19 protein-coding genes are annotated in these 24,012 nt (G+C 44.8%); 17 read left to right on the top strand and 2 right to left on the bottom strand.

Annotated elements, in window-relative coordinates:
* Positions 1-251: 251 nt before the first annotated feature.
* From LKD42_RS12195 to aspS, 7 genes are all read left to right on the top strand, one after another.
* A complete protein-coding gene (locus tag LKD42_RS12195) occupies positions 252-776 on the top strand; it encodes an adenine phosphoribosyltransferase (RefSeq protein ID WP_022120063.1) in 525 nt (174 codons plus the stop codon).
* A gap of 132 nt (positions 777-908) precedes the next feature.
* Entirely contained in the window at positions 909-3,185 is a 2,277-nt protein-coding gene (locus LKD42_RS12190; protein ID WP_226911899.1) for a RelA/SpoT family protein, read from the top strand.
* Positions 3,186-3,200: 15 nt separating this feature from the next.
* A complete protein-coding gene (locus tag LKD42_RS12185) occupies positions 3,201-3,836 on the top strand; it encodes an MBL fold metallo-hydrolase (protein WP_248835856.1) in 636 nt (211 codons plus the stop codon).
* Between the two features lie 114 nt (positions 3,837-3,950).
* Positions 3,951-5,423 carry a coproporphyrinogen dehydrogenase HemZ gene (gene hemZ, locus LKD42_RS12180; RefSeq protein WP_248835855.1) on the top strand — a complete coding sequence of 491 codons (1,473 nt, stop codon included), beginning with the start codon at positions 3,951-3,953 and terminating at the stop codon, positions 5,421-5,423.
* Positions 5,404-6,015 (top strand): HD-GYP domain-containing protein, encoded by a 612-nt coding sequence (locus LKD42_RS12175; RefSeq protein WP_248835858.1) that lies wholly within the window; start codon positions 5,404-5,406, stop codon positions 6,013-6,015. Before hemZ ends, LKD42_RS12175 begins: the two co-directional genes overlap by 20 nt.
* Positions 6,006-7,265, top strand: a complete 1,260-nt coding sequence (gene hisS / locus LKD42_RS12170) for a histidine--tRNA ligase (RefSeq protein ID WP_248835854.1) — start codon at positions 6,006-6,008, stop codon at positions 7,263-7,265. The genes LKD42_RS12175 and hisS overlap by 10 nt, the downstream gene beginning before the upstream one ends.
* Positions 7,266-7,281: 16 nt before the next feature.
* A complete protein-coding gene (gene aspS / locus LKD42_RS12165; RefSeq protein WP_147631207.1) occupies positions 7,282-9,081 on the top strand; it encodes an aspartate--tRNA ligase in 1,800 nt (599 codons plus the stop codon).
* Between the two features lie 117 nt (positions 9,082-9,198).
* Here the strand turns inward: aspS and LKD42_RS12160 are convergent, their stop codons facing one another.
* Positions 9,199-10,329: a hypothetical protein gene (locus LKD42_RS12160; protein WP_248835853.1), complete on the bottom strand. Its 1,131-nt coding sequence runs from the start codon at positions 10,327-10,329 to the stop codon at positions 9,199-9,201.
* A 139-nt stretch (positions 10,330-10,468) separates the two neighbouring features.
* On the opposite strand from LKD42_RS12160, the gene glyA reads away from it, so the two are divergent.
* The 9 genes from glyA (at position 10,469) to LKD42_RS12115 (ending at position 20,659) form a co-directional block, all read left to right on the top strand.
* Entirely contained in the window at positions 10,469-11,707 is a 1,239-nt protein-coding gene (gene glyA / locus LKD42_RS12155) for a serine hydroxymethyltransferase (protein ID WP_248835852.1), read from the top strand.
* Positions 11,708-11,889: 182 nt separating this feature from the next.
* Positions 11,890-13,371: an efflux RND transporter periplasmic adaptor subunit gene (locus tag LKD42_RS12150; RefSeq protein ID WP_248835851.1), complete on the top strand. Its 1,482-nt coding sequence runs from the start codon at positions 11,890-11,892 to the stop codon at positions 13,369-13,371.
* Between the two features lie 22 nt (positions 13,372-13,393).
* The gene (locus tag LKD42_RS12145) at positions 13,394-14,083 is read left to right on the top strand and encodes an ABC transporter ATP-binding protein (RefSeq protein ID WP_334301366.1); all 690 of its coding nucleotides are present in this window, start codon (positions 13,394-13,396) and stop codon (positions 14,081-14,083) included.
* Complete coding sequence (locus tag LKD42_RS12140; protein WP_248835850.1) at positions 14,080-16,002, top strand: efflux RND transporter periplasmic adaptor subunit; 1,923 nt, start codon at positions 14,080-14,082, stop codon at positions 16,000-16,002. The genes LKD42_RS12145 and LKD42_RS12140 overlap by 4 nt, the downstream gene beginning before the upstream one ends.
* A gap of 53 nt (positions 16,003-16,055) precedes the next feature.
* Complete coding sequence (locus LKD42_RS12135; RefSeq protein WP_248835849.1) at positions 16,056-17,315, top strand: ABC transporter permease; 1,260 nt, start codon at positions 16,056-16,058, stop codon at positions 17,313-17,315.
* Positions 17,316-17,474: 159 nt separating this feature from the next.
* Positions 17,475-18,209, top strand: coding sequence for a 30S ribosomal protein S2 (gene rpsB / locus LKD42_RS12130; protein ID WP_147631213.1), 735 nt, complete (start codon positions 17,475-17,477; stop codon positions 18,207-18,209).
* 49 nt (positions 18,210-18,258) lie between these two features.
* A complete protein-coding gene (gene tsf / locus LKD42_RS12125; RefSeq protein WP_248835848.1) occupies positions 18,259-19,194 on the top strand; it encodes a translation elongation factor Ts in 936 nt (311 codons plus the stop codon).
* Positions 19,195-19,545: 351 nt separating this feature from the next.
* The gene (locus LKD42_RS12120) at positions 19,546-20,328 is read left to right on the top strand and encodes a ParA family protein (protein WP_248835847.1); all 783 of its coding nucleotides are present in this window, start codon (positions 19,546-19,548) and stop codon (positions 20,326-20,328) included.
* Entirely contained in the window at positions 20,321-20,659 is a 339-nt protein-coding gene (locus LKD42_RS12115) for a ParB N-terminal domain-containing protein (RefSeq protein WP_176781640.1), read from the top strand. The genes LKD42_RS12120 and LKD42_RS12115 overlap by 8 nt, the downstream gene beginning before the upstream one ends.
* Before the next feature lie 59 nt (positions 20,660-20,718).
* On the opposite strand, the gene LKD42_RS12110 is transcribed toward LKD42_RS12115, so the two are convergent.
* The gene (locus LKD42_RS12110) at positions 20,719-21,075 is read right to left on the bottom strand and encodes a GDSL-type esterase/lipase family protein (protein ID WP_176781641.1); all 357 of its coding nucleotides are present in this window, start codon (positions 21,073-21,075) and stop codon (positions 20,719-20,721) included.
* A gap of 188 nt (positions 21,076-21,263) precedes the next feature.
* Here LKD42_RS12110 and LKD42_RS12105 point away from each other — a divergent pair.
* On the top strand, positions 21,264-24,012 hold a 2,749-nt coding region (locus tag LKD42_RS12105; RefSeq protein WP_248835846.1), incomplete at its 3' end, for a M64 family metallopeptidase.

Here is a 24,012-nt window from a genome sequence, read left to right as displayed (position 1 = left end):
ATGCACAGCGATTCTGTTGGGTAAATGTCAGCAAAGCTGACCAGAATCGCGTGCCAAGTCTCACGTGCGTTCGACTTGAACTTGGTCGGAAAAGACTCTCGCTTATAGAAGCGGGGGTCTTTTTTGCTATCAAGCAAAAGGTAGAGTCTTGCAAAGATAATCCCGGGATGATATACTGAATAAATGATTAAAGAGAATCTGCAAAACAGTAGGATTTAAAAACAAATGCCATGTACAGGAGGAGTAGACATATGAAAAAACTGGAAGAATATGTAAGAAGTATACCTGATTTCCCGGAGCCGGGGATTATTTTCCGCGATATCACAACGATTTTGCAGGATCCGGACGGACTGCATCTGGCAATCCAGTCCATGCAGGACAAGCTGAAAGATACCGAGTTTGATGTCGTTGTCGGCACAGAGTCCAGAGGGTTTATTTTTGGTGTACCGATTGCATATAACCTGCACAAGGCATTTGTACCGGTTCGAAAGAAAGGCAAGCTGCCATGTGAGACGGTCAGCATGGAATATGACCTGGAATACGGAAGTGCTGTGATTGAAATGCATAAGGATTCTATCAAACCGGGACAGAAAGTTGTGCTGGTAGATGACCTGGTTGCTACAGGCGGAACGATCGAAGCTGCGATCAAACTGGTTGAGGAACTCGGCGGAGAAGTTGTAAAGGTTGTTTTCCTTATGGAGTTGGCCGGATTAAAAGGCCGTGAGAGATTAAAAGGATATGAGGTAGAGTCTGTACTCTGCTATGATGGGAAATAAAAACAGTAGACAATAGATGGTTGCAGGGGCAGATTCAGAATCTGCTTTCTGCGGATTTCCGGAAAGAGGGTACTGGCTATGAGCGACGAAAAAAACAAAGTAGATACAACGACAGAAATAAAAAATTCAGAGATGAAAAAAGCGGAGATCAAAAAAGCCGATGCGAATGTAAAAACCATGGAGGATTTTACAAGTCCGGAGATCTTGTATGATGAACTGATCGCGAGCGTGAAGAAATATCATCCATCCACGGATATCAGCATGATTGAAAAAGCTTACAAGATTGCTTATGAGGCACATGAGGGTCAGAAGAGAAAATCCGGAGAACCATATATCATTCATCCGCTTTGCGTTGCGATCATTCTGGCAGATCTGGAGCTGGACAAAGAGACGATCGTTGCAGGACTGCTTCACGATGTGGTTGAGGACACGGTCATGACGACGGAGGAGATCACCAAAGAGTTCGGGGCAGAGGTCGCACTTCTGGTGGATGGCGTTACAAAACTGGGACAGCTGAGCTATTCTGCAGATAAGGTGGAAGTACAGGCGGAGAACCTGCGTAAGATGTTCCTTGCCATGGCAAAGGATATCCGTGTGATCCTGATCAAGCTTGCAGACCGGCTTCACAATATGCGTACGCTGAAATATATGAAGCCGGAAAAACAGAAAGAAAAAGCGAGAGAGACGATGGATATTTATGCTCCGCTTGCTCAGAGACTTGGTATTTCCAAGATCAAGGTAGAGCTGGATGACCTTTCGCTGAAATATCTGGAGCCGGAAGTTTATTATGATCTGGTAGAAAAGATTGCTCTGCGTAAAACAGAACGCCAGAAATTTGTGGACGGTATTGTCGCAGAAGTGCGTGCCCATATCGAAAAAGCGGGTATCAAAGCACAGATCGACGGCCGTGTCAAACATTTCTTCAGCATTTACAAAAAGATGGTAAACCAGGACAAAACGCTCGATCAGATCTATGATCTTTTTGCAGTGCGTATCATCGTAGATACGGTCAAGGACTGTTATGCGGCACTCGGTGTGATACATGAGATGTACAAACCGATTCCGGGACGTTTTAAAGATTATATTGCGATGCCGAAGCCGAACATGTATCAGTCTCTGCATACGACGCTGATCGGACCTGGCGGAAGACCGTTTGAGATACAGATCCGTACCTTTGAGATGCATCGTACCGCAGAATATGGTATTGCGGCACACTGGAAATACAAAGAAGCATCAAACAACGGAGGAACCGTCAATGTTTCCAAACAGGAAGAAGAGAAACTGAGCTGGCTGCGACAGATTCTGGAATGGCAGAAGGATATGTCGGACGGCAAAGAGTTTATGAGTCTCTTAAAGAGCGATCTGGATCTGTTTGCAGAAAGTGTCTACTGTTTCACACCGGCTGGTGACGTCAAGAATCTGCCAAATGGTTCCACACCGATCGATTTTGCATACAGCATCCACAGTGCGGTCGGAAACAAGATGATCGGTGCCAGGGCGAACGGCAAGCTGGTCAACATCGATTATGTGATCCAGAACGGGGACCGTATCGAGATCATCACTTCGCAGAATTCCAAAGGTCCGAGCCGTGACTGGCTGAAGATCGTAAAGAGTGCCCAGGCAAAGAACAAGATCAACCAGTGGTTCCGCAATGAATTAAAAGAAGACAATATCACCCGCGGTAAGGAACTGATGGCAGCTTATTGCAAGAGCCGTAGTATTACATTAAGCGACCTGATGAAACCGTCTTACATGGAGAGTGTGATGCGTAAGTATGGTTTTCGTGACTGGGATTCTGCACTGGCAGCGATCGGACATGGCGGTCTGAAAGAAGGACAGGTTGTCAACAAGCTTCTGGATGAGTACAACAAGCAGCACCAGAAGGAGATCACGGATGAGCATATCATGGAAGCTGCTGAGGGCAAAGAAAAGATGCGGATCGCCAAATCCGGGAACGGCATTGTCGTAAAAGGCATCCATGATGTGGCAGTGCGTTTCTCCAAATGCTGTTCACCGGTTCCGGGAGATGAGATCGTTGGATTTGTGACAAGGGGGCGCGGCATTTCCGTTCACAGGACAGACTGCGTAAATGTGATGAACCTTTCAGAAACAGACAGGGCAAGACTGATCGAGGCAGAATGGCAGAAATCTGAGCAGGATAAAAACGAACGTTACACCGTAGAGATCAAGATTTTCGGATACAACCGTACCGGACTTCTTGTGGATATTTCCAAGATTTTTACAGAACGGAAGATTGACCTGAGTTCTCTGAACTGCCGTGTGAACAAACAGGGCGTTGCCACGATCCTGCTTACCTTTGATGTACAGGGCAAAGAAGAACTTGCAAGCCTGACTGCCAAGATACGTCAGATCGAGAGTGTGATCGATATCCAGCGTACTTCAGGCTGATCAGAGGAGGCGTTTATGGGAAATATAAAAATAGAAAAGATGGTGCTTGGCATGGTGCAGACCAACACCTGGTTTGTGATAAATGAGAAAACAAAGGAACTGATCCTGATCGATCCGGCGGATGATGCCGGGCGGATCATCCGGAAGATTGAGGCGGATGGCCTGAAATTGCAGGGGATTCTGCTCACGCATGGTCATTTTGATCATATCGGTGCGGCGGATGATTTAAGAGCATATTTTAAAGGTGTACAGTGTTATGCCGGCGAGAAGGAAGAGGAAGTACTGGAAAATGGCAGTTACAATCTTTCTGCTTCCTGGGCTGCTGCTCTGTCGATCCGTGCAGACCGTCTGCTGAGAGATAAGGAAACTTTGACTCTTGCAGGGTTTAAGATCAAGGTGATCGAGACACCGGGGCATACAAAGGGCGGTGTCTGTTATTATCTGCCGGAAGAAGGAGTACTGTTTTCCGGGGATACACTGTTTCGCACCAGCGTCGGGAGAACGGATTTTCCGACCGGCAGCATGTCACAGATCGTGTGTTCCGTGCAGTATCTGACGGAGAATCTGCCGGGTGATACAGTCGTTTATCCGGGACACCAGGAAATAACGACGATTGCCTATGAACAAAGATTTAACCCGTATTTATCTTAGCGGAAGTTTTGACTCCGACTAAGATAAACGCTCCGCGAGGCACACATTGTCCGGTAGATCATGGCTTTGTGCCGACCGGAACGTTTGCAAATAAAAATGAAATGAGTAGAACAGATGATAGCAATACAGTTCCAAAAGAGAGATTTTGAGTATGATGTATACAATCTGGTGAAATCGTTTTATCCGGAAGAAGAGATCGCTTTGTCTGACGATGACAGTCCGGCAGCGGAATACGATGAAAAAATCTCTCTTTTTTACGGGAAAAATAAGATAAGCATCCGCATCGAGCGTGTAAGCGGTGAACGGAAACGTCAGGAAGAAGGCGTGTGGCTCACAGAAGAGATGCACGGGCGGAAAGAAAGAAAAAATCAGACAAAAATTTTGCTGTACCATATGCTGCAGAAAAGAACCGGACAGGAACTTCCGTGGGGAACACTGACCGGTGTGCGGCCGACGAAAATACCGATGGCACTGATCGATGCCGGACATTCTAACGTGGAGACGGCAAAGATCATGAGGGAGCAGTATCTGGTCAGCAGGGAAAAAACGGCACTGGCTGTTTCAATTGCCAACAGAGAACGTCATATCCTGGAGGATATTGACTATAAAAACGGATACAGCCTTTACATCGGGATTCCATTCTGCCCAACGATCTGTGCATACTGTTCGTTCAGTTCCAGTCCGTTAAAAGTGTGGAAAAATAAGGTCGATGATTATCTGGATGCACTTTGCCATGAAATCCGGGAAACGGCGAGTATGTGGGCCGGTCAGGTCCTGGATACGATCTATATCGGAGGGGGCACGCCGACCACGCTGGAGCCGCATCAGCTGGAGCGTTTATTGTCTGAAGTGGAAAAATGTTTTGATATCAGCCACATAAAAGAGTATACTGTGGAAGCGGGCAGACCGGACAGTATCACATGGGAGAAACTGGCTGTGATCCGAAAGCATCCGGTGACCAGGATTTCCATCAATCCGCAGACGATGAACCAGAAGACGCTGGATATCATTGGAAGACGGCATACGGTGGAAGACATCCGAAAGGCATTTGCCGATGCCAGAGAGCTTGGGTTTGACAATATCAACATGGATCTGATCGTAGGACTTCCGGGAGAAGGCATCGAAGAGGTGGAGCACACCATGCAGGAGGTGTTATCTCTTGATCCGGACAGCATCACCGTACATTCTCTGGCCATCAAACGTGCGGCACGTCTCAACCTGTTTAAAGATGAATATAAAGAGATGACTTTCACAAACAATCAGAGGATCATGGAGATGACGGAGCAGTATGCGGCAAAAGCCGGTATGTTCCCATATTATCTCTACCGCCAGAAGAATATGAAGGGCAATTTTGAGAATGTCGGATATGCAAAACCGGAAAAAGAAGGCATTTACAATATCCTGATCATGGAAGAGAAGCAGTCGATCCTGGCACTTGGAGCCGGTGCTTCGACCAAGTTTGTGATGAATGACCGTATTGAGCGTGCGGAAAATGTAAAGGATATTAAAAACTATATCGAGCGGATCGATGAAATGATAGAACGTAAGAAACAGGGTTATTGTGACTATGAAAAAAACCGGGTATAATATCATACAGTTCAGCCTGAGCAAAGAACTGCAGCATGGGATGATGGTCAGTATTCTGGCCGGAGAGCTTGCAAGAAAGGCGGGACTGTCAGAAAAACAGTGCCACGAGCTGTCGATCGCAGGACTTCTGCATGACATCGGAAAACTTGAGATGGCAAAATATGTGTATCAGAAAGGACAGAAGCCGCTTACGATCGAAGAGATCAAGTATGTAAGGCTTCATCCGACACTGGGATATGCGATCACATCGCAAAATCATTATTCGGATTTTATCATGAAAAGCATTTTATATCATCACGAAAATTATGACGGCAGCGGTTTCCCATCGAACCTGAAGGAAGATGAGATCCCCATTGGGGCGAGGATCCTTCGGATCTGTGATGTGTTTGCGGCACTGATCTCCGATCGACCGTACCGCAGAGCTTTTTCATGGGAAAAGGCGGTTGCCATTATGATTGAAGAAATAAAAAATTTTGACCTGAAACTGTTTTTGTGTTTTCTGGAGATCATTCATGATGAGGTCATCTGTGAAAGGCTTCGGACATGTGAACAGATGAAATGGGATTTAGAGGAGGATACTTTATGGCAATGAAGAAGAAGCCGGTAACCGGCATGAAAGATATTACACCACGCGAGATGGAGATCCGCGATTACGTGATCCGTATGATCAAAGATACTTACGGAACGTTTGGATTTTCTTCCATCGAGACACCTTGCGTGGAGCACATCGAGAACCTCTCCAGCAAGCAGGGCGGAGAAAACGAAAAACTGATCTTTAAGATTTTAAAAAGAGGCGAAAAACTGAAGATCGACACGGCCGAAACCGAGATGGATCTGGTCGACGGCGGACTACGGTACGACCTGACTGTTCCGCTGTCCAGATATTATGCAAACAATGCAAACAATCTGCCAAGTCCGTTCAAAGCACTGCAGATGGGAAATGTATGGCGTGCAGACAGACCGCAGAGAGGCCGTTACCGCCAGTTCATGCAGTGTGATATCGATATCCTCGGCGAGCCGACGATCCTGGCAGAGATCGAGCTGATCCTGGCAACTTCCACGCTGGTCGGCAAACTGGACTTTGAAAACTTTACGATCCGCATCAACGACCGCAGGATCTTAAAAGCCATGGCAGCATGCAGCGGTTTTCCGGAAGAAAGCTACGATACCGTCTTTATCATTCTGGATAAGATGGACAAGATCGGCAAAGAAGGCGTGGCAGAAGAGCTGGAAAAAGAAGGATTTGCAAAAGAGAGCATCGACAAGTACCTGTCCCTGTTTGATGAGGTGACCGAAGATATAAACGGTGTACGCCGCTTAAAAGAACTTCTGGAAGGCTTCCTGGATCAGAAGATCGCAGAAGAACTGGAGACGATCATCCAGAGTGTTGACACTGTCAAGACAGCAAAATTCCAGATCGTGTTCGATCCGACCCTCGTTCGCGGTATGTCCTACTATACCGGACCGATCTTCGAGATCAGCATTGATGGATTCGGAGGTTCCGTCGGAGGAGGCGGCCGCTACGATGAAATGATCGGCAAATTCACCGGTCAGAAGACCTGTGCATGCGGATTCTCCATCGGATTTGAACGTATTGTCATGCTGCTTCTGGAGCGTGATTATCAGGTTCCGAGCAATGCGGGTAAGAAAGCATATCTGATTGAGAAAAATATGCCGGGTGACAAGCTGGCTGCAATTTTCAAAGAAGCCGCAGAAGAACGCAAGAACGGCAACATCGTAAGCGTCAATATGATGAAGAAAAATAAAAAATTCCAGAAGGAACAGATGACGGCAGAAGGCTACACAGAATTCAAAGAATTTTTCTGTGACGGCATCAAATAAAGGAGGACAAAAGCAAATGGCTGAATCAATGAAAGGCCTGCACAGAAGCCACAGATGTGCAGAAGTCGTAAACGCAGCGATCGGCAGCGAAGTAACTGTTATGGGCTGGGTACAGAAAAGAAGAAATCTTGGTGGTATGATCTTTATTGATTTAAGAGACAGAAGCGGTCTGTTACAGATTGTTTTTGATGAGAATGATATCGGAACCGAAGGATATGAAAAAGCCGGCAAGCTGAGAAGTGAGTTTGTCATTGCCGTAACCGGTAAACTGGAAAAACGCGGCGGAGCAGTAAACGAAAATCTTGCAACCGGCGAGCTGGAAGTAAGAGCAGAGAGTCTGCGTATTCTTTCCGAGTCCGAGACACCGCCGTTTCCGATCGAAGAGCATATCCAGACAAGAGATGAACTTCGTCTGAAATATCGTTATCTGGATCTGCGTCGTCCGAACCTGCAAAGAAACCTGCTGCTTCGAAGCAAAGTAGCAACAGCGATCCGTCGCTTTATGGATGCAGAAGGATTTCTGGAGATCGAAACACCGATCCTGATCAAGAGTACTCCGGAAGGTGCAAGAGACTACCTCGTACCAAGCCGTGTACATCCGGGCAGCTTCTATGCACTGCCGCAGTCACCGCAGCTGCTCAAACAGCTGCTTATGTGTTCCGGATACGACCGCTATTTCCAGATCGCAAAATGTTTCCGTGACGAGGACTTAAGAGCAGACCGTCAGCCGGAGTTCACACAGGTCGATATGGAGCTTTCTTTCGTTGATATGGACGATGTCATTGATGTCAATGAGCGTCTCCTGAAATACATTTTTAAAGAGATCGGCGTGGATGTACAGCTGCCGATCCAGCGTATGACCTGGCAGGAAGCCATGGACCGTTTCGGCTCTGACAAACCGGATATCCGTTTCGGCATGGAACTGCAGGACGTATCGGAAGTCGTAAAAGGCTGCGGATTCGGTGTATTTACCGGAGCACTGGAAAACGGCGGAACCGTTCGCGGTATCAATGCCAAAGGACAGGGGCATATGCCGAGAAAGAAGATTGATGCACTGGTAGAAGTAGCAAAGACTTATGGTGCCAAAGGACTGGCATATCTGGCAGTCAATGAAGACGGAACTTACAAATCTTCTTTTGCAAAATTCTTTGAAGAAGAACAGTTAAAAGAACTGGTAAAAGCAATGGACGGAGAACCGGGAGACTTACTGCTGTTTGCTGCGGACAAGAAAAAAGTTGTTTGGGATGTGCTCGGTGCACTGCGTCTGCATCTGGCAAAGAGTCTGGATCTGCTGAAAAAAGACGATTTCCGTTTCCTGTGGGTTACGGAGTTCCCACTGCTTGAGTGGTCCGAAGAACAAAATCGTTTCGTTGCCATGCATCATCCGTTTACCATGCCGATGGAAGAAGACCTCGATAAGATCGACAGCGATCCGGGAGCAGTACGTGCTCAGGCATACGATATCGTACTGAACGGAAATGAGATCGGTGGCGGAAGTATCCGAATCCACCAGGATGATATTCAGTCCAAGATGTTCGAAGTACTTGGATTTACGCCGGAACAGGCACAGAAACAGTTCGGATTCCTTCTGGATGCATTCAAATATGGAGTACCGCCACACGCAGGACTGGCATACGGACTGGATCGTCTGATCATGCTGATGGCAGGAGAAGACAGCATCCGTGAAGTTATGGCCTTCCCGAAAGTAAAAGATGCTTCCTGCCTGATGATGCAGGCACCGGATGAAGTAGATCCGAAGCAGCTGGAAGAGCTTGGTCTTGAGATCGAGAAAAAAGAAGAAAAAGAAGAAAAATAAAAAGACAGGATAACAGAAAATCCCGGATAACTGAAGAAATTCAGAAATCCGGGATTTTTTATCTTATTCGGATTGCAATCTCCGACCAGGATGACCGTTCGTTCGCTGAGTCGGTTTTTACTGTTCTGTATCCGACACACTGTCAGAAACATCAACGGATCCATTTTGAAAAGCCTGAATGGCAGCTCCGGCATTTCCAAGAAGTGCATTGGTGAAATCTTCGTTCAGCTGGATTTCCCAGGAAGAACCGTTGTTTGTAAAATGGATCGTCACTTCGGTATCCGTCGTGTCGGTGTTTTCTGTCAGTGCCTGTGCAAGCAGAGCGGCTGTTTCATCAGCAAGCTCACTAGAAGAGGCACGGAGTGACTTTGAGGTAGCCGCATAGTGTATCAGAAGATCCTGATAATGTTTTAATACACGCTCCATATCCAGGCTGGTGATGGAAAGTGTTGCCGTGGCAGATTTTTCTGCCTGGTCTTCCTGAACCGACAGGATTTTATAAGAGATACATTTACTTAATTGTTCGGCAAGAGCATGGTCCACTTTCTCATAGTCCTTGCTGTACGTGGAAAAAATATCATGCATGTTCAGATAAGATTTCCATTGGTCCGGGGACTTTTCTTTCAGCCCTTCCATGACAACGTTAATGATCTCTTCCGGTGTGACCAGATATGGATCTTTCAGATAGGTGATAAAACCGCTGACCAGATCATCCTCCAACTGATCCGTATTCTGGAGCATCCAGCCATCCTCCGTTTTCAGAAGCTTAATATCCGCTTCGGTGGTCACCAGATCATAGGTGTTTTCGGATAAAACATCGCCAAGCAGTGCAAAATAAGAGTTCAGCGTCATATTTTCCGATGAGCCGCTGCCCGTACCTTTCTTGACGAGAGCCAGACAGATATCCTTTGCGAGGGCACGCATATCCAGATTGGTGATCTCTACGTGCACCGTCGCTTTCTTATCCTCCACGGAAGAACTCTTTATCTTATAATCGAAATTCTGAAAGAACCGTTTTACCGCTTCAGTTGTCTCGATTCCGACATCGCTGCTGGAAGAATGGGAACTCATCATATCCTCATAGGAAACAAAAGCCTTGATCGTGCTCTCATCCAGCTCTTTGATCAGGTTTAGTTCCTTTTTGACAGCACGTTTCGGAGAGTCCTTGGAACATCCGCCGAGCGAAAAAGGCATGACCAGAAGCAAAAGGATCAGGAGCAGAGAGGCAGAAAAATATTTCCGGTTCATAGCGTCCTCCTTATAGCAAATTTAAATTTATTTTATCCGATATCAAAGATATTGTCAAACATCTTGACATTTTTGCAAAAGTTATATATATTTAAACAAACTTGCAAATGAATAAAACTTCAGAAAGAGAGGATCAGATATGTATTCGTTAGATGAAGTGAAATCCGTAGACCCGGAAATCGCATCCTGCATCATCAAAGAAGAGGAACGTCAGAACAGCCACATTGAGCTGATCGCTTCCGAAAACTGGGTAAGCAAAGCTGTCATGGCAGCCATGGGCAGCCCATTGACGAATAAATATGCAGAAGGATATCCGGGAAAACGTTATTATGGAGGATGCCAGTGTGTAGATGAGGTAGAGCAGCTTGCCATTGACCGTGCCAAAGAACTGTTTGGATGCACCTATGCCAATGTACAGCCACATTCCGGAGCACAGGCAAATATGGCAGTCTTTTTTGCCATGTTAAAGCCGGGAGATACCGTGATGGGCATGAACCTTGCACACGGCGGACATCTGACACACGGAAGCCCTGCAAATTTTTCCGGTGCATATTTTAACGTTGTACCGTATGGCGTAAACGATGACGGCGTGATCGATTACGAAGAAGTCAGAAGGATCGCAAACGAATGTCATCCGAAACTGATCGTAGCCGGTGCCAGTGCCTATGCAAGGATCATCGATTTCAAGAAGTTCCGCGAGATCGCCGATGAAGTCGGTGCGTATCTGATGGTGGATATGGCACATATCGCAGGACTTGTGGCAGCAGGACTCCATCCAAGCCCGATCCCGTATGCGGATGTGACAACGACCACAACACACAAAACGCTGCGTGGACCAAGAGGCGGTCTGATCCTCTCGAGCGAAGAAACAGCAAAGAAATTTAACTTTAACAAAGCTATTTTCCCTGGCACACAGGGTGGACCGCTGATGCATGTGATCGCAGCAAAAGCTGTCTGCTTTAAAGAAGCACTGTCAGATGATTTCAAGATATATGCTCAGGGTGTTATTGACAATGCCCAGGCACTTTGCAGCGGCCTTACAAAACGCGGCATCCGCATTGTTTCCGGAAAGACGGAAAATCATCTGATGCTGGTGGATCTGACCAACCTTGGAAAGACCGGAAAAGAAGCAGAAAATCTGCTGGATGAGGTCAACATCACCTGCAATAAAAATACCATACCAAACGATCCGAAATCCGCTTTTGTGACAAGCGGTGTCCGACTTGGAACGGCAGCTGTCACCTCAAGAGGCATGAATACCGAAGACATGGATGTGATCGCAGAAGCGATTGCCATCGTGCTGAAAGAGGAAGAAAATGCTGCAAAACGGGCAAAAGCTCTGGTGAAAGGTCTGACGGAGAAATATCCGCTGATCTAAAAAATCGAATAAAATATCCGGAAGGCTCCTGCATATGCGGGAGCCTTTTTGATGGCAAAGTGAAGTGTGAATACAGAACGTTCAAACTTTAAAAGAAAATTAAGTATTCAATAAAAAGGGAATGTGTTATACTGTACGGGTCAGAGAAATATCTGTTTATAAATCAGAGGCAGGAGGTAAATATGAATAAAAAGAAATTGATCATAGGGGGGACTGCGGCAGGCGTGATCCTTGTTGCGGCAATCTTTGGATTTGTTTTTCTGAAGGGACATTCATCCGGTTCTTCAGACAGTGGAGATCTGGTGTATGTGGATTCTGTGACATCGATCATGGGACTTGGAAGCGGTACCGGACAGCTGAACCGTTTCGCAGGTGTGGTGGAGCCGCAGAAAACGGTGACGATCAAACAGTCATCCGACAAAAAGGTAAAAGAATGTTATGTAAAAGAAGGCGATGAGGTCAAAAAAGGCCAGAAGCTTTTTATTTATGATACATCAGAAGCGGAGGAGAACCTTTCTAGCAAAGAGATCGAGATCGACCGTATTAAGATGGATATCGAAACTTACAAATCAAATGTTGCAACACTTCAGAAAGAAAAAGCAAATGCGTCCAGCGAAGATCAGCTGGATTATACTGTGCGTATCCAGTCTGCCCAGAACAACCAGAAAAAGAGCGAATACGAGCTGAAAAGCACGCAGCAGGAGATCGAGCAGCTTAAAAAGAGCATTCAGGAAGCAGAAGTGACAAGTGAGATCAACGGAGTCGTAAAATCCATCAACGATTCCAGTGATGACAGTGCCGGATATTCCGGCTCTTCTTCGGATGATTCCAATGCGTATATGACGCTTTTATCGACCGGACATTACCGCATCAAAGGTACGATAAATGAACAGAACCGTACTTCCTTAAATGAAGGTGATGCCGTGATCGTACATTCCCGTGTAGACGAAAATCAGACCTGGAAAGGTACCGTAAGCACGATCGATCTGGAGCATCCGGAGGAAAACAGCGACAGCGGCTATTATATGAGCAGCTCTTCTTCAAGTGATACGACAAGTTCCAGCAACTATCCGTTTTACATTGATCTGGAGGATGACAGTGACCTGATGCTCGGACAGCATGTTTATGTGGAAAAAGACGAAGGCCAGACAGAAAACAGAGAAGGCCTGTGGCTGACAAGCTATTATATCATCCAGGAAGACGGACAGGATCCTTACGTCTGGGCAGCCGGCAGGCACGATAAGATCGAAAAACGCAAAGTAACGCTTGGCGAATATGATGAAAAACTTGATCAGTATCAGATCACGGACGGTCTGACGGAGGATGATTATATCGCTTACCCGGAAGATTCCATCACAGAGGGCGAAAAAGTAACAAAAAATATCGAAGATATATATGAAAACAGCGATGATGGCTCTGATGGAAGTATGGATGATGGTGTGGATTCGAATGTTATGAACGGATCTGATGATGGAGAGATCATAGGAGGATCTGACGAGGATGTTATGCCAAAGGAGGCCGGAAGTGCATCCGATATGATAAACAGTGCGGATGATAATATGCCGGATGAAGAAGATTATCCGGACGACAGTGCAGATGACAGTGCAGGCAGCATGCCGGACGGGGCAGCAGAAACCGGAGATCGTCCTGCAAGTGCAGAATAATGCGGCATTGGAGGAAAAGACAGTGATATTGGAATTGAAACATATATATAAAGACTATATTCAGGGCAGCATGGTTGTTCCGGTCTTGAAGGATATCAATCTCCAGGTAGAAAAAGGAGAATATCTGGCGATCATGGGTCCGTCCGGTTCCGGAAAGTCCACGCTTATGAATATCGTGGGCTGCCTGGACCGTGCAACAAAGGGAGAATTCATCCTGGACGGTCATGTGGTAGATGGTATGAAAGACAATGACCTGGCAGATTTAAGGCTCAATACGATCGGCTTTGTCTTTCAGACGTTCCAGCTTCTGCCAAGACAGACGGCACTGGATAATGTTGCACTGCCGCTGATCTATGCGGGCGTACCGAAAGCAGAGCGTATGAAACGTGCGGCGGCGGCACTTGACAAGGTCGGACTTTCTGACCGTATGAATTTTATCCCGAATCAGCTTTCCGGAGGTCAGAAACAGCGTGTAGCAATCGCCAGGGCAATCGTCAACAATCCGGAAATCCTTCTGGCGGATGAGCCGACCGGTGCACTGGATTCCAAGTCCAGTCATCAGGTCATGGAGCTTTTCCAGAAGTTAAATGACGAAGGAGTTACCGTTGTCATGATTACGCACGACAGCCATGTGGCACAGTGTGCAAAGCGGATCGTTGACATTTTTGACGGTGAGATTTCAGAACGTGACCGAAAGGAGGAAACTCTTTGAAAAAAAAGAATGTGATGATCATAACAGCAGCACTGCTGGCGTGTGCGATCACGATCACGGGGATCGCAAGAGCCGTAAGAGGCGGCGGCAGTGCCGTGGATGTCACGCAGGTATCTTACCTGAACAGCGGCTGGTGGGATGAAGGTACTTCGACCAGCGGTTATGTTACGGCAAATGCCTCACAGGATGTCTACCTGGAAAGTGACAGTATCGTAGAAAAAGTTTATGTAAAAAAGGGTGATAAAGTAAAAATCGGTGACACCCTTCTGGAATATGACAAAACCCTCCTGCAGCTGAAGCTGGAAGAAGAACAGATCAACAAACAGATCCAGGAACTGGAGCTGCAGGGAGCAAAAAATGATCTGGAAAAATTAAAGAAGATCACACCGGTGGCAGACAGTGAAGGCAGCTCATCCGGTGTCTCTCCTCTGGATGAGCCGGATGACAGTTCAGATGATCTGGATGACGGTGGAGCAGATGGATATGAGGAAGCCAGGGCAGCGATTGTGAAACATAATGTTTCACTGGTTTCCACGGCAGCAGGTGCGGATGTGCAGGTCATTGACGGAAACAGCGATGGCAGTGACAGCACCGGAACGGCCGGCGGGGAGACAACGCAGCAGACTGAAAGCCAGACGCCGGAAAGCACGACGCCTTCCACGGAGCCGTCATATCCGGCAGAAACGGAATCCGAGCCAGAAACAGAAGAAGAGACGGAAGATTCTCCGCTTGCAAAGACAAAGGCGTATCAGAAACTGGATTATAAGACGAAATACTATAAAGGAAGCGGGACGAAAAGCGATCCATATGTTTATCTTTGCAAAGAAGGAGCAGAGGTTTCGGCATCTTTCATGAACAAAATCCTTGGCTTTAATACCGATGGCAGTTCCAGAAAAGAAGGCGGTATCAACAAAGACGGAAAAGGCTGCTATGCTGTTTTGCAGATCAGGGAAGGAGATTCTCTGGCAGGCGGATTTATCAAGTCCGTGACAGTCAACGGGACGATTGATACAGACAAAGCATATGCCCCGGATGTGACCTGGATCTTCAGCAGCAAAGGCGTCACCAAGAAGGTACCGGATATTCAGGATCCGCAGATCGAAGAGCCGGAAGAACCGTGGGAGCCGGATGATCCGGGCGATAACCCGTTTGAACCAGGTGATGGCGTTTACACAGTATCAGAACTGAAAAAAGCGATTGCTGAAAAGGAAAAAGAAATTGCAGAACTGGAACTGGATATTCGTGACGCAGAAGTCAGTGTCAGCCAGGCACAGCGGAAACTGGATGAAGCGACAATAAAAGCAACAATCAACGGCGTGGTGAAAACCGTCGGTGATCCGAAAGTCGGACAGGTTGACGGAGAAGCTTTTCTGACAGTGACAAGCAACAAAGGAATGTATGTGAAGGGCAGGATTAGCGAGATGGATCTCGGAAACGTCGTTGTCGGTTCCACAATTACCGGAACGGCACAGGAGAGCGGTACACCGATCACAGCAGAGATCACAGAGATTTCCAAATATCCGTCTAACGCTGATGGCAATTCTTATGGCGGAGACAGCAATCCGAATGCTTCCAGCTATCCTTTTACTGCCTATATTGAGGATTCTGATGATCTGATCAATCATGAATACGTGGATATCCAGATCGAAGGAAACGGCGGAAACGGATCTTCCGTTTATTTGCCAAAAGCACTGATCCGCATGGAAAACGGGCAGAGCTATGTATATATAGAAGGAAAAAATAAAAAACTGAAGAAACAGTATGTCCGTACAGGACAGACATTATATTCCACCTATATTGAAGTAAAAGAAGGAGTCAGTGAGACAGACTGGATCGCCTTTCCATACGGAAAAGCAGTAAAAGAAGGTGCACCGGTAAAAGAACTGGAAGGAAGCGGATTCGCAGATCAGTTATACTGATCGGGCATGCGTTTTTCAGTACTTGCCGTGCAGTTGAAAACAGGAGGTAGAATGTGTTAGAAAATATAAGACTGGCATTTCAGGGTGTATGGTCGCATAAACTGCGTTCTATGCTGACGATGCTCGGTATTATTATCGGTATTGCATCCATTATTTCCATTGTTTCTACCATTCAGGGAACGAATGAGCAGATCAAACAGAACCTGATCGGCGGAGGAAACAATACCGTAGATGTAGAGCTTTACCGTGCAGATGAAAAAATCCAGGTGTCGGATTACGAACAGGCACCGAGAGGCGTGCCGACCATAACAGATGATATTCTGCAGGAGATCAAAGACGTGGACGGTGTGGAGAGTGCCGCCGCCTACTACAGCAGAAGTTATGCCGACAGTATTTATTATAATAATAACTCTCTTCAGGGAGCACAGGTACTTGGCGTAGACAACAATTATTTCAGTACGACCGGTTATGTAGTGCGTACCGGCCGTACCTTCCGGGAAGAGGACTACAAAGAATTCCATAAAGTCGTGATCCTGGATCAGTCGGCAGCGACGAGCCTGTTTCAGGAGGAAAGTCCGCTTGGAAAAACGATCGAGATCAACAAAGAGCCGTTTACGGTTATCGGCATTGCACAGAAACTGGAAGAATTTGAGCCGACGATCAATAGCTTTGAAGAATATAATAACTATAAAGGAAACGAAAGTCTTGGCGTGGTCTACATTCCTTCCGCATGCTGGTGCATTCCGTATCAGTATGACGAGCCGCAGAATGTTGTGGTACGTGCATCATCCACCGAGACGATGACAAAAGTCGGACAGAAAAGTGCAGATATCCTGAATGGCTATATGAATGTAAAAGAAGACGATGTAAAATACAAAGCAACGAATGTGCTGGAACTTGCAGCACAGATCCAGAGTTCCAGTGCCACGATGAACACGCAGCTGATCTGGATCGCAAGTATTTCTCTTCTGGTCGGCGGTATCGGCGTTATGAACATCATGCTGGTATCGGTAACCGAGCGAACGAGCGAGATCGGACTGAAAAAGGCGATCGGAGCCAAGAAACGCAGCATCCTGACGCAGTTTCTGACGGAGGCGGTTGTGCTGACAAGTCTTGGCGGAATTATCGGAGTGATCGCAGGAAATATTCTGGCACAGGTCATCCATAAAGTTTCCGGGACACCGGTGGCGATCAGTATTCCGGCAATTCTGATCTCTGTGCTGTTTTCCATGGTGATCGGAATCGTGTTCGGACTGCTCCCGTCGGTACAGGCCGCAAACCTCGATCCGATCGATGCTCTGCGTCACGAATAAGCACGAAGAAATCAGAAAAAAGGCTTGCACTTGGAAAATTTTTATGATACACTACCAGAGGCAAAAAATAATCACGTGTGTGGATTCTGAAGATGGTGCTGCATGGCAGTTGATTAGGAAGCAAAAGCACACGGAAGAAAAACCAAAAGGAGAAAAGACATGAGTGTAATTTCAATGAAACAGTTACTGGAAGCAGGTGTTCATTTCGGACATCAGACAAGAAGATGGAATCCTAAAATGGCTCCATACATCTACACAGAGAGAAATGGTATCTACATCATCGACCTGCAGAAAACAGTAGGTATGGTAGACACAGCTTACAAAGCAGTAGAAGATATCGTAGCTGACGGCGGTACCGTTCTTTTCGTTGGTACAAAGAAACAGGCTCAGGATGCTGTTAAGACAGAAGCTGAGAGATGCGGAATGTACTATGTAAACGAAAGATGGCTTGGCGGTATGCTGACAAACTTCAAGACCATCCAGAGCAGAATCAAACGTCTGAAAGAGATCGAGGCTATGCAGGAAGACGGTACTTTTGATGTACTGCCGAAAAAAGAAGTTATCGCTCTGAAAAAAGAGATGGATAAACTGCAGAAAAACCTTGGCGGTATCAAAGACATGAAGAAAATCCCGGATGCTATCTTCGTAGTAGATCCGAAAAAAGAAAGAATCTGTGTTCAGGAAGCTCATACACTGGGTATCACTCTGATCGGTATTGCAGATACAAACTGTGATCCGGAAGAACTGGATTATGTAATCCCAGGTAATGATGATGCTATCCGTGCCGTAAAACTGATCGTTTCCAAGATGGCAGACGCTGTTATCGAAGCAAATCAGGGTGCAGAAGAAGCAGTAGCTGAAGAAGCTGCAGAAACAGAAGAAGCAGCTGAATAATCAATAGATACAAAGCAAATATACCACTTATTATCCGGAGGAAAATAAAATGGCAGTTACAGCAAAACTGGTAAAAGAGTTAAGAGAGATGACCGGAGCAGGTATGATGGACTGTAAAAAAGCCCTGACTGCTACAGACGGTGATATGGACAAGGCTGTTGAGTTCCTGAGAGAAAAAGGACTGGCAACCGCTCAGAAAAAAGCAGGAAGAATTGCAGCAGAAGGTATCGTAATGCTGAAAGTTTCCGAAGACGGCAAAAAAGCTGTTGCAGTAGAAGTAAATGCTGAGACAGACTTTGTTGCAAAGAATGAAAAGTTCCAGGGATATGTTGCACAGGTTGCAGAACTGGCTCTGAACACAAAAGCAGCAGATATCGATGCATTTATGGAAGAAGAGTGGACATTCAGCGAGTCCGCTACTGTAAAAGAAGAACTGGCTCATCAGATCGCAACCATCGGCGAGAACATGAACATCCGTCGTTTTACACAGGTTACAGAAGAAAACGGTTTCGTAGCTTCTTATACACACATGGGCGGTAAGATCGGTGTTCTGGTTGACGTTGAGACAGACGTTGTAAACGATGCAGTAAAAGAAATGGCTAAAAACGTAGCAATGCAGGTTGCAGCTCTGAAACCGCTGTACACAAACGACAGCGAAGTAAGTGCAGAATACATTGCTCATGAAAAAGAAATCCTGCTGGCTCAGATCATGAACGATCCGAAAGAATCCCAGAAACCGGAAAAGGTTATCCAGGGCATGATCGCAGGCCGTATCAACAAAGAGCTGAAAGAAATCTGTCTGCTGGATCAGGTATATGTAAAAGCAGAAGACGGAAAACAGTCTGTTGGTAAATACGTTCAGGAAGTAGCAAAAGCAAATAACGCAAATATCACAATCAAAGGTTTCGTAAGATTTGAAACAGGCGAAGGTCTGGAGAAAAAAGAAGAAAACTTTGCAAAAGAAGTTGCAAAACAGATGAAATAAATCATAAGTTATCATAACTTGATTTTATAAAAAAAATTCTATTTTATAACGGGTGAAAACCCACATTATAGAGGAGAAAATCCCTTAAATGTACTATTTTTAGTATGTTTGAGGGATTTTTTTTGCTTTCTGAATCCTGAAAATGCAAAATATCTTAAATTCATAAAATATCATAAATTATCACGTCTTATCGTAGAATTTTGGTTTATTTTGGTTTGGTTTGGGAAAATTTTGGTTCAACCAAATTAGATGCGAAGTCTTCCTGTTTCTTTAGTAAGACGAAAATGTAACACAATAATCAGAGCCGATATGAGTTTTCATTCTAAAAAATGTATAAGGAGGAAGAAAGAAATGTGTAAGGTAATTGCAATAGCAAACCAGAAGGGTGGAGTAGGAAAAACTACTACAACAGTTAATTTAGGTATTGGATTAGCAAGAAAGGGAAAAAGGGTTGTGTTAATAGATGCAGACCCACAGGGTAGCATGACAGTAAGTCTTGGAATTGATGAACCAGACAAGATTGAGTATTCATTGGCAAATGTGTTAATGGATGTTGTAAATGAGGAAGAAATCGATTATGCAAAAATAATTTTAAAACATGAAGAAAATATTGATTTTATTCCGGCAAACATAGAGTTGGCAGGATTAGAGGTTTCTATGGTTAATGTAATGAGCAGGGAATTAGTAATGAAAAGATTTATTTCTAATATAAAAGAAAACTATGACTATATTCTCATTGACTGTATGCCAAGCCTTGGAATGATAACTATTAATGTGCTTGTATGTGCCAATTCAGTACTAATTCCAGTTCAGGCATCGTATTTACCGGTAAAAGGATTACAGCAGTTAATAAAGACGATAAGCAGAGTAAGAAGACAGATAAATCCGGAGCTAAAAATAGAAGGTATGGTTATGACAATGGTTGATATGCGTTCTAACTATACAAAGGACATATTAGAGGCATTAGAGAGCACCTACGGAGAAACAATTGGAATATTTGACAGCAGAATACCAATGTCAGTAAGAGCTGCAGAAACAAGTGCTGAGGGAAAGAGTATATATATTCATGATCCAAGGGGAAAGGTGGCAAAAAGTTATGAAGAATTAACAGAGGAGGTGCTTGTACATGAGTAAAGTAAGAGAAAAAATAAAATTAACAAGTTATGATGAATTATTGAAAGTGGAAATAACAGATGGATTAAAAGAAATAGATGTAGATAAATTACATGATTTTAGCAATTATCCATTTAAGGTGTCGGATGATGAAAAGATGGAAGAATTAACAGAGTCAATAAGGGAAAGAGGTGTACTTCTTCCTATATTGGTAAGGAAAACAAATGACGAAGAATACGAGATAATATCGGGACACAGAAGAACTCACGCAGCAAGACTTGCAGGAATTGAAAAGGTGCCGGTTATTATAAGGGAATTAAGTGATGACGATGCCACAATTCTCCACCTTTAAAGACTTGACAGTTGATATAATCTGCCATCACCTCGGAACATTCGTGTTCCGAGGCTTTTTTATGCCCGAATACTGCTTTTTACGGCGGTATTCGAGCAAAGTGTCTGCGTTCTTTGCAAAATTTCTTTTATATTTTTCAAGGTGTACTCGGTCGGAACTCCTATGCCGATGTCATTCGTTCCGATTAAAATCACAAGATTTTTCGGGTTTATGTTCAAGGCGTTACATTCGAGCCTTTCCAACAATCTGTCGCTGTCAACGGCAAACAATCCCGCACCGATTGCGCCGCAAAATTCAGGCTTATCGGATATGAAAATCTTTGTGTTCAACCGCTTTTGCAACACTTTTTTCAAAAACGTGTTTTCGGGCAGATGAAATAGTCCCCCTTGGCTTGTAACTAAACCTAAAAATCGCATAATTTTTAAGGCTTTTGCCCTGTTTTGGGCAGAAGCCTTTTTGCATATTTAATAAGATTTTCTTCTTCGTGTAATATTAAATGTGTCGGCTGTAAAAGTAACAAAAATTTAATTGGATTTTCATTGACCCATATAACACCTTACAATATAATAAAAGCAAATATATAGCTTATAAAGGAGGTTCCTTAATGACGAAAAAAATAACCGCAATATTCTTGGCATTGTGCATGGCAATTTCCGTTTTGCCGATTACCATTCAGGCGGCATCAAAGCCCGATATTAAAGTTGGCGACTATGTTAAAATGGGCGCGTATAACAATGCCTCAATTCTTTGGCGATGTGTAAGCATTGACAATAACGGACCGCTTATGCTTGCAGACAAAATTGTTGACACCCTTGCATATGATGCCAAAACAAATGACAACAGCAATTCAAAATCACACAGCAGAAGCTATAAGCGTGATGATTACGGTTCTAACTATTGGAAAGACAGCAATATGCGTTCTTGGTTAAATTCGACCGCAGCTGAAGGCAAAGTCGATTGGCTTTGTGGCAACCCTCCGAAAGACGGATATGTAAGCGGTGTGGGAGCGTACAACGAAAAAGCGGGTTTTCTCAACGCTTTTTCAAAATCTGAAATTGCGGCAATGAAAACCGTTACCCAGCGTTCTCTCGTTTCTCATCCCGAATACAACAAGGGCATAGTTGATGGAGACGCAAATTCGGATTTGTTATACTACACCGATATTTCGGAAGCGGTGGCAAACTACGACAGTTCATATTTTGAAACTACAACCGAAAAGGTTTTTCTTCTTGATGTAAAGCAGGCTAATGCCGTGTGGAAAAATCTCAAAGGTTATTATGTTGCGTATAATAATGACGGTATGGCTTGGCCTTATTGGCTTCGCACTCCTGTTACCGATTGCAATCACGATATGCGTTATATCAGTTCATCGGGTCAGGTCGGTCGTTATGCTCCGTGGTATTCCGATTTGGGCGTAAGACCTGCATTTTATCTCGATTCCGAATATTTTGTTACAACTTCCGGCAGCGGCTCACAAAGCAGTCCTTATATCGGCTCTGCTCCAAATAAGCAAGAGGATGATTATACAATTTCAGAACCTGCCGAGGACGCAAATCCCGATTGGAATGTCAGCACCGAGCAAAGCATTCAGCTCACCCTCGGCCCGTGGTATTCAAATGACGGAAAATATTCTAATCCTACCATCCCTGTTTATACCATCCAAAAAACACGCAGCGACACGGAAAATATGGTTGTTGTCGTTTGCGGCGAGGGATACACAAAAAGTCAGCAGGGCAAATTCATCAATGATGTCAAACGACTTTGGCAGGACGCTATGAAATATGAGCCGTATCGCAGTTATGCCGACAGATTCAATGTTTACGCTCTTTGCACAGCTTCCGAATCGACTTTTGACAATGGTGGAAGCACCTTCTTTGATGTTATAGTCGACAAATATAATTCGCCTGTTATTTCTAATAATCTCCACGGAAGTCAGTGGAAAAATCATATTTTTGAGAGATGTATCGGTCCTGAATTTATCGAGAAAATTCACGATGCTCATATCAAAAAAAAGTGTGATCCAAACACAATTCCGTCCGGTTCGGAATATGAGCCTTATTATTATGTTCACGATTATATTGCTCAGTTCGCTATGGTTGTAAACACAAAATCAGATTTCGGCGGTGCTTATAATAACCGTGAATACGGCTTCCATTATTTCATTTCGCCATCAGACAGTTATCGTGCGTCAAAAACTTTTGCACACGAGTTTGGACACGGTTTGCTCGGTCTCGGTGATGAATACAGTAACGGATATTTGCTTGACGATAAGGAACTTAAATCACTCAATCTTTCCTCGGTTGAAGACCCGGAAAAGATAAAATGGCGACAGCTTTTAGGTTTTAGAAACACATATACTTGCCGCAATGCTTACGGCTCAAAAATGCTTGTTTCAAGTTATGAGTGCATAATGAGAGACACAAACTATCAATTCTGTGAGGTTTGCCGTTTGCAGGGCTTCAAGCGAATGTCTCAGCTTGTTAAGGATGTAGACCTTTATGTTGCAACTCCCGAGGTTAAGGAATATACGGGCGCTTATTCAAAGCCGTCTGATTTTACCGACCTTGAAACAAGTTCATATTATAATTACACATATAATCGCAATGACCGACTTTTGAGCGGCAACAGCAAAAGCAGATTTAATACTAATATGAACGGTAAAAAAATCGAGCTTAGAACTGTTATTCAAAACATTTCAGATAAAAATGCACGACAATTAAAATTCAAAATGTGGATTAAGCACTCCGACGGAAGCGTTGCGACCGATTCATCGGGGAATCCGCTTCAAACAGTACAAACCTTTGACATTCCTGTTTGGAATGATAAGGCAAATTTCTGGCCGCTCGGTGCTTTGGATCACATCAAAAGCGACTTTAATTCAGGCTTAAAGAGTTGCTCGCTTATTTATCAAATTCCGTCTGATGCACAGCTTAAGAGCGGCGATACCGTGGCATTTCAGGTGCTCGATGAAAACGGAAATGTGCTTGCAGACGACAATACGGAAACACAGCGCTACACAACCGTTTCAATTCAGTATAAATTTGAGGACGGCTCTGAAATTCCAAACACTGCCGGCGGAACATTTACCGTGCCATACGGCACAAAGCTTGATTTAACACCGGCAAAAACACTTTATGATTATGAATTTATAAAGGTTGACGGCTTGAATAAGCCTATTGTTTCGGACGGAACGGTTGTTACATATTATTACAAAAATAAAAACGAAGAACACACTCACAATCTGACTTTGGTTGCTGCGAAAGCTGCCACCTGCATTACTGCGGGCAATTCCGCATACTACACCTGCGATGGCTGTGACAAGTGGTTCGCAGATGCAACAGGATCGGTAGAAA

It is taken from the genome of Hominisplanchenecus faecis (assembly GCF_020687205.1).
GTDB classification, from domain to species: Bacteria; Bacillota; Clostridia; order Lachnospirales; family Lachnospiraceae; genus Hominisplanchenecus; species Hominisplanchenecus faecis.
This window is presented reverse-complemented; position numbering and strand designations above follow the sequence as displayed.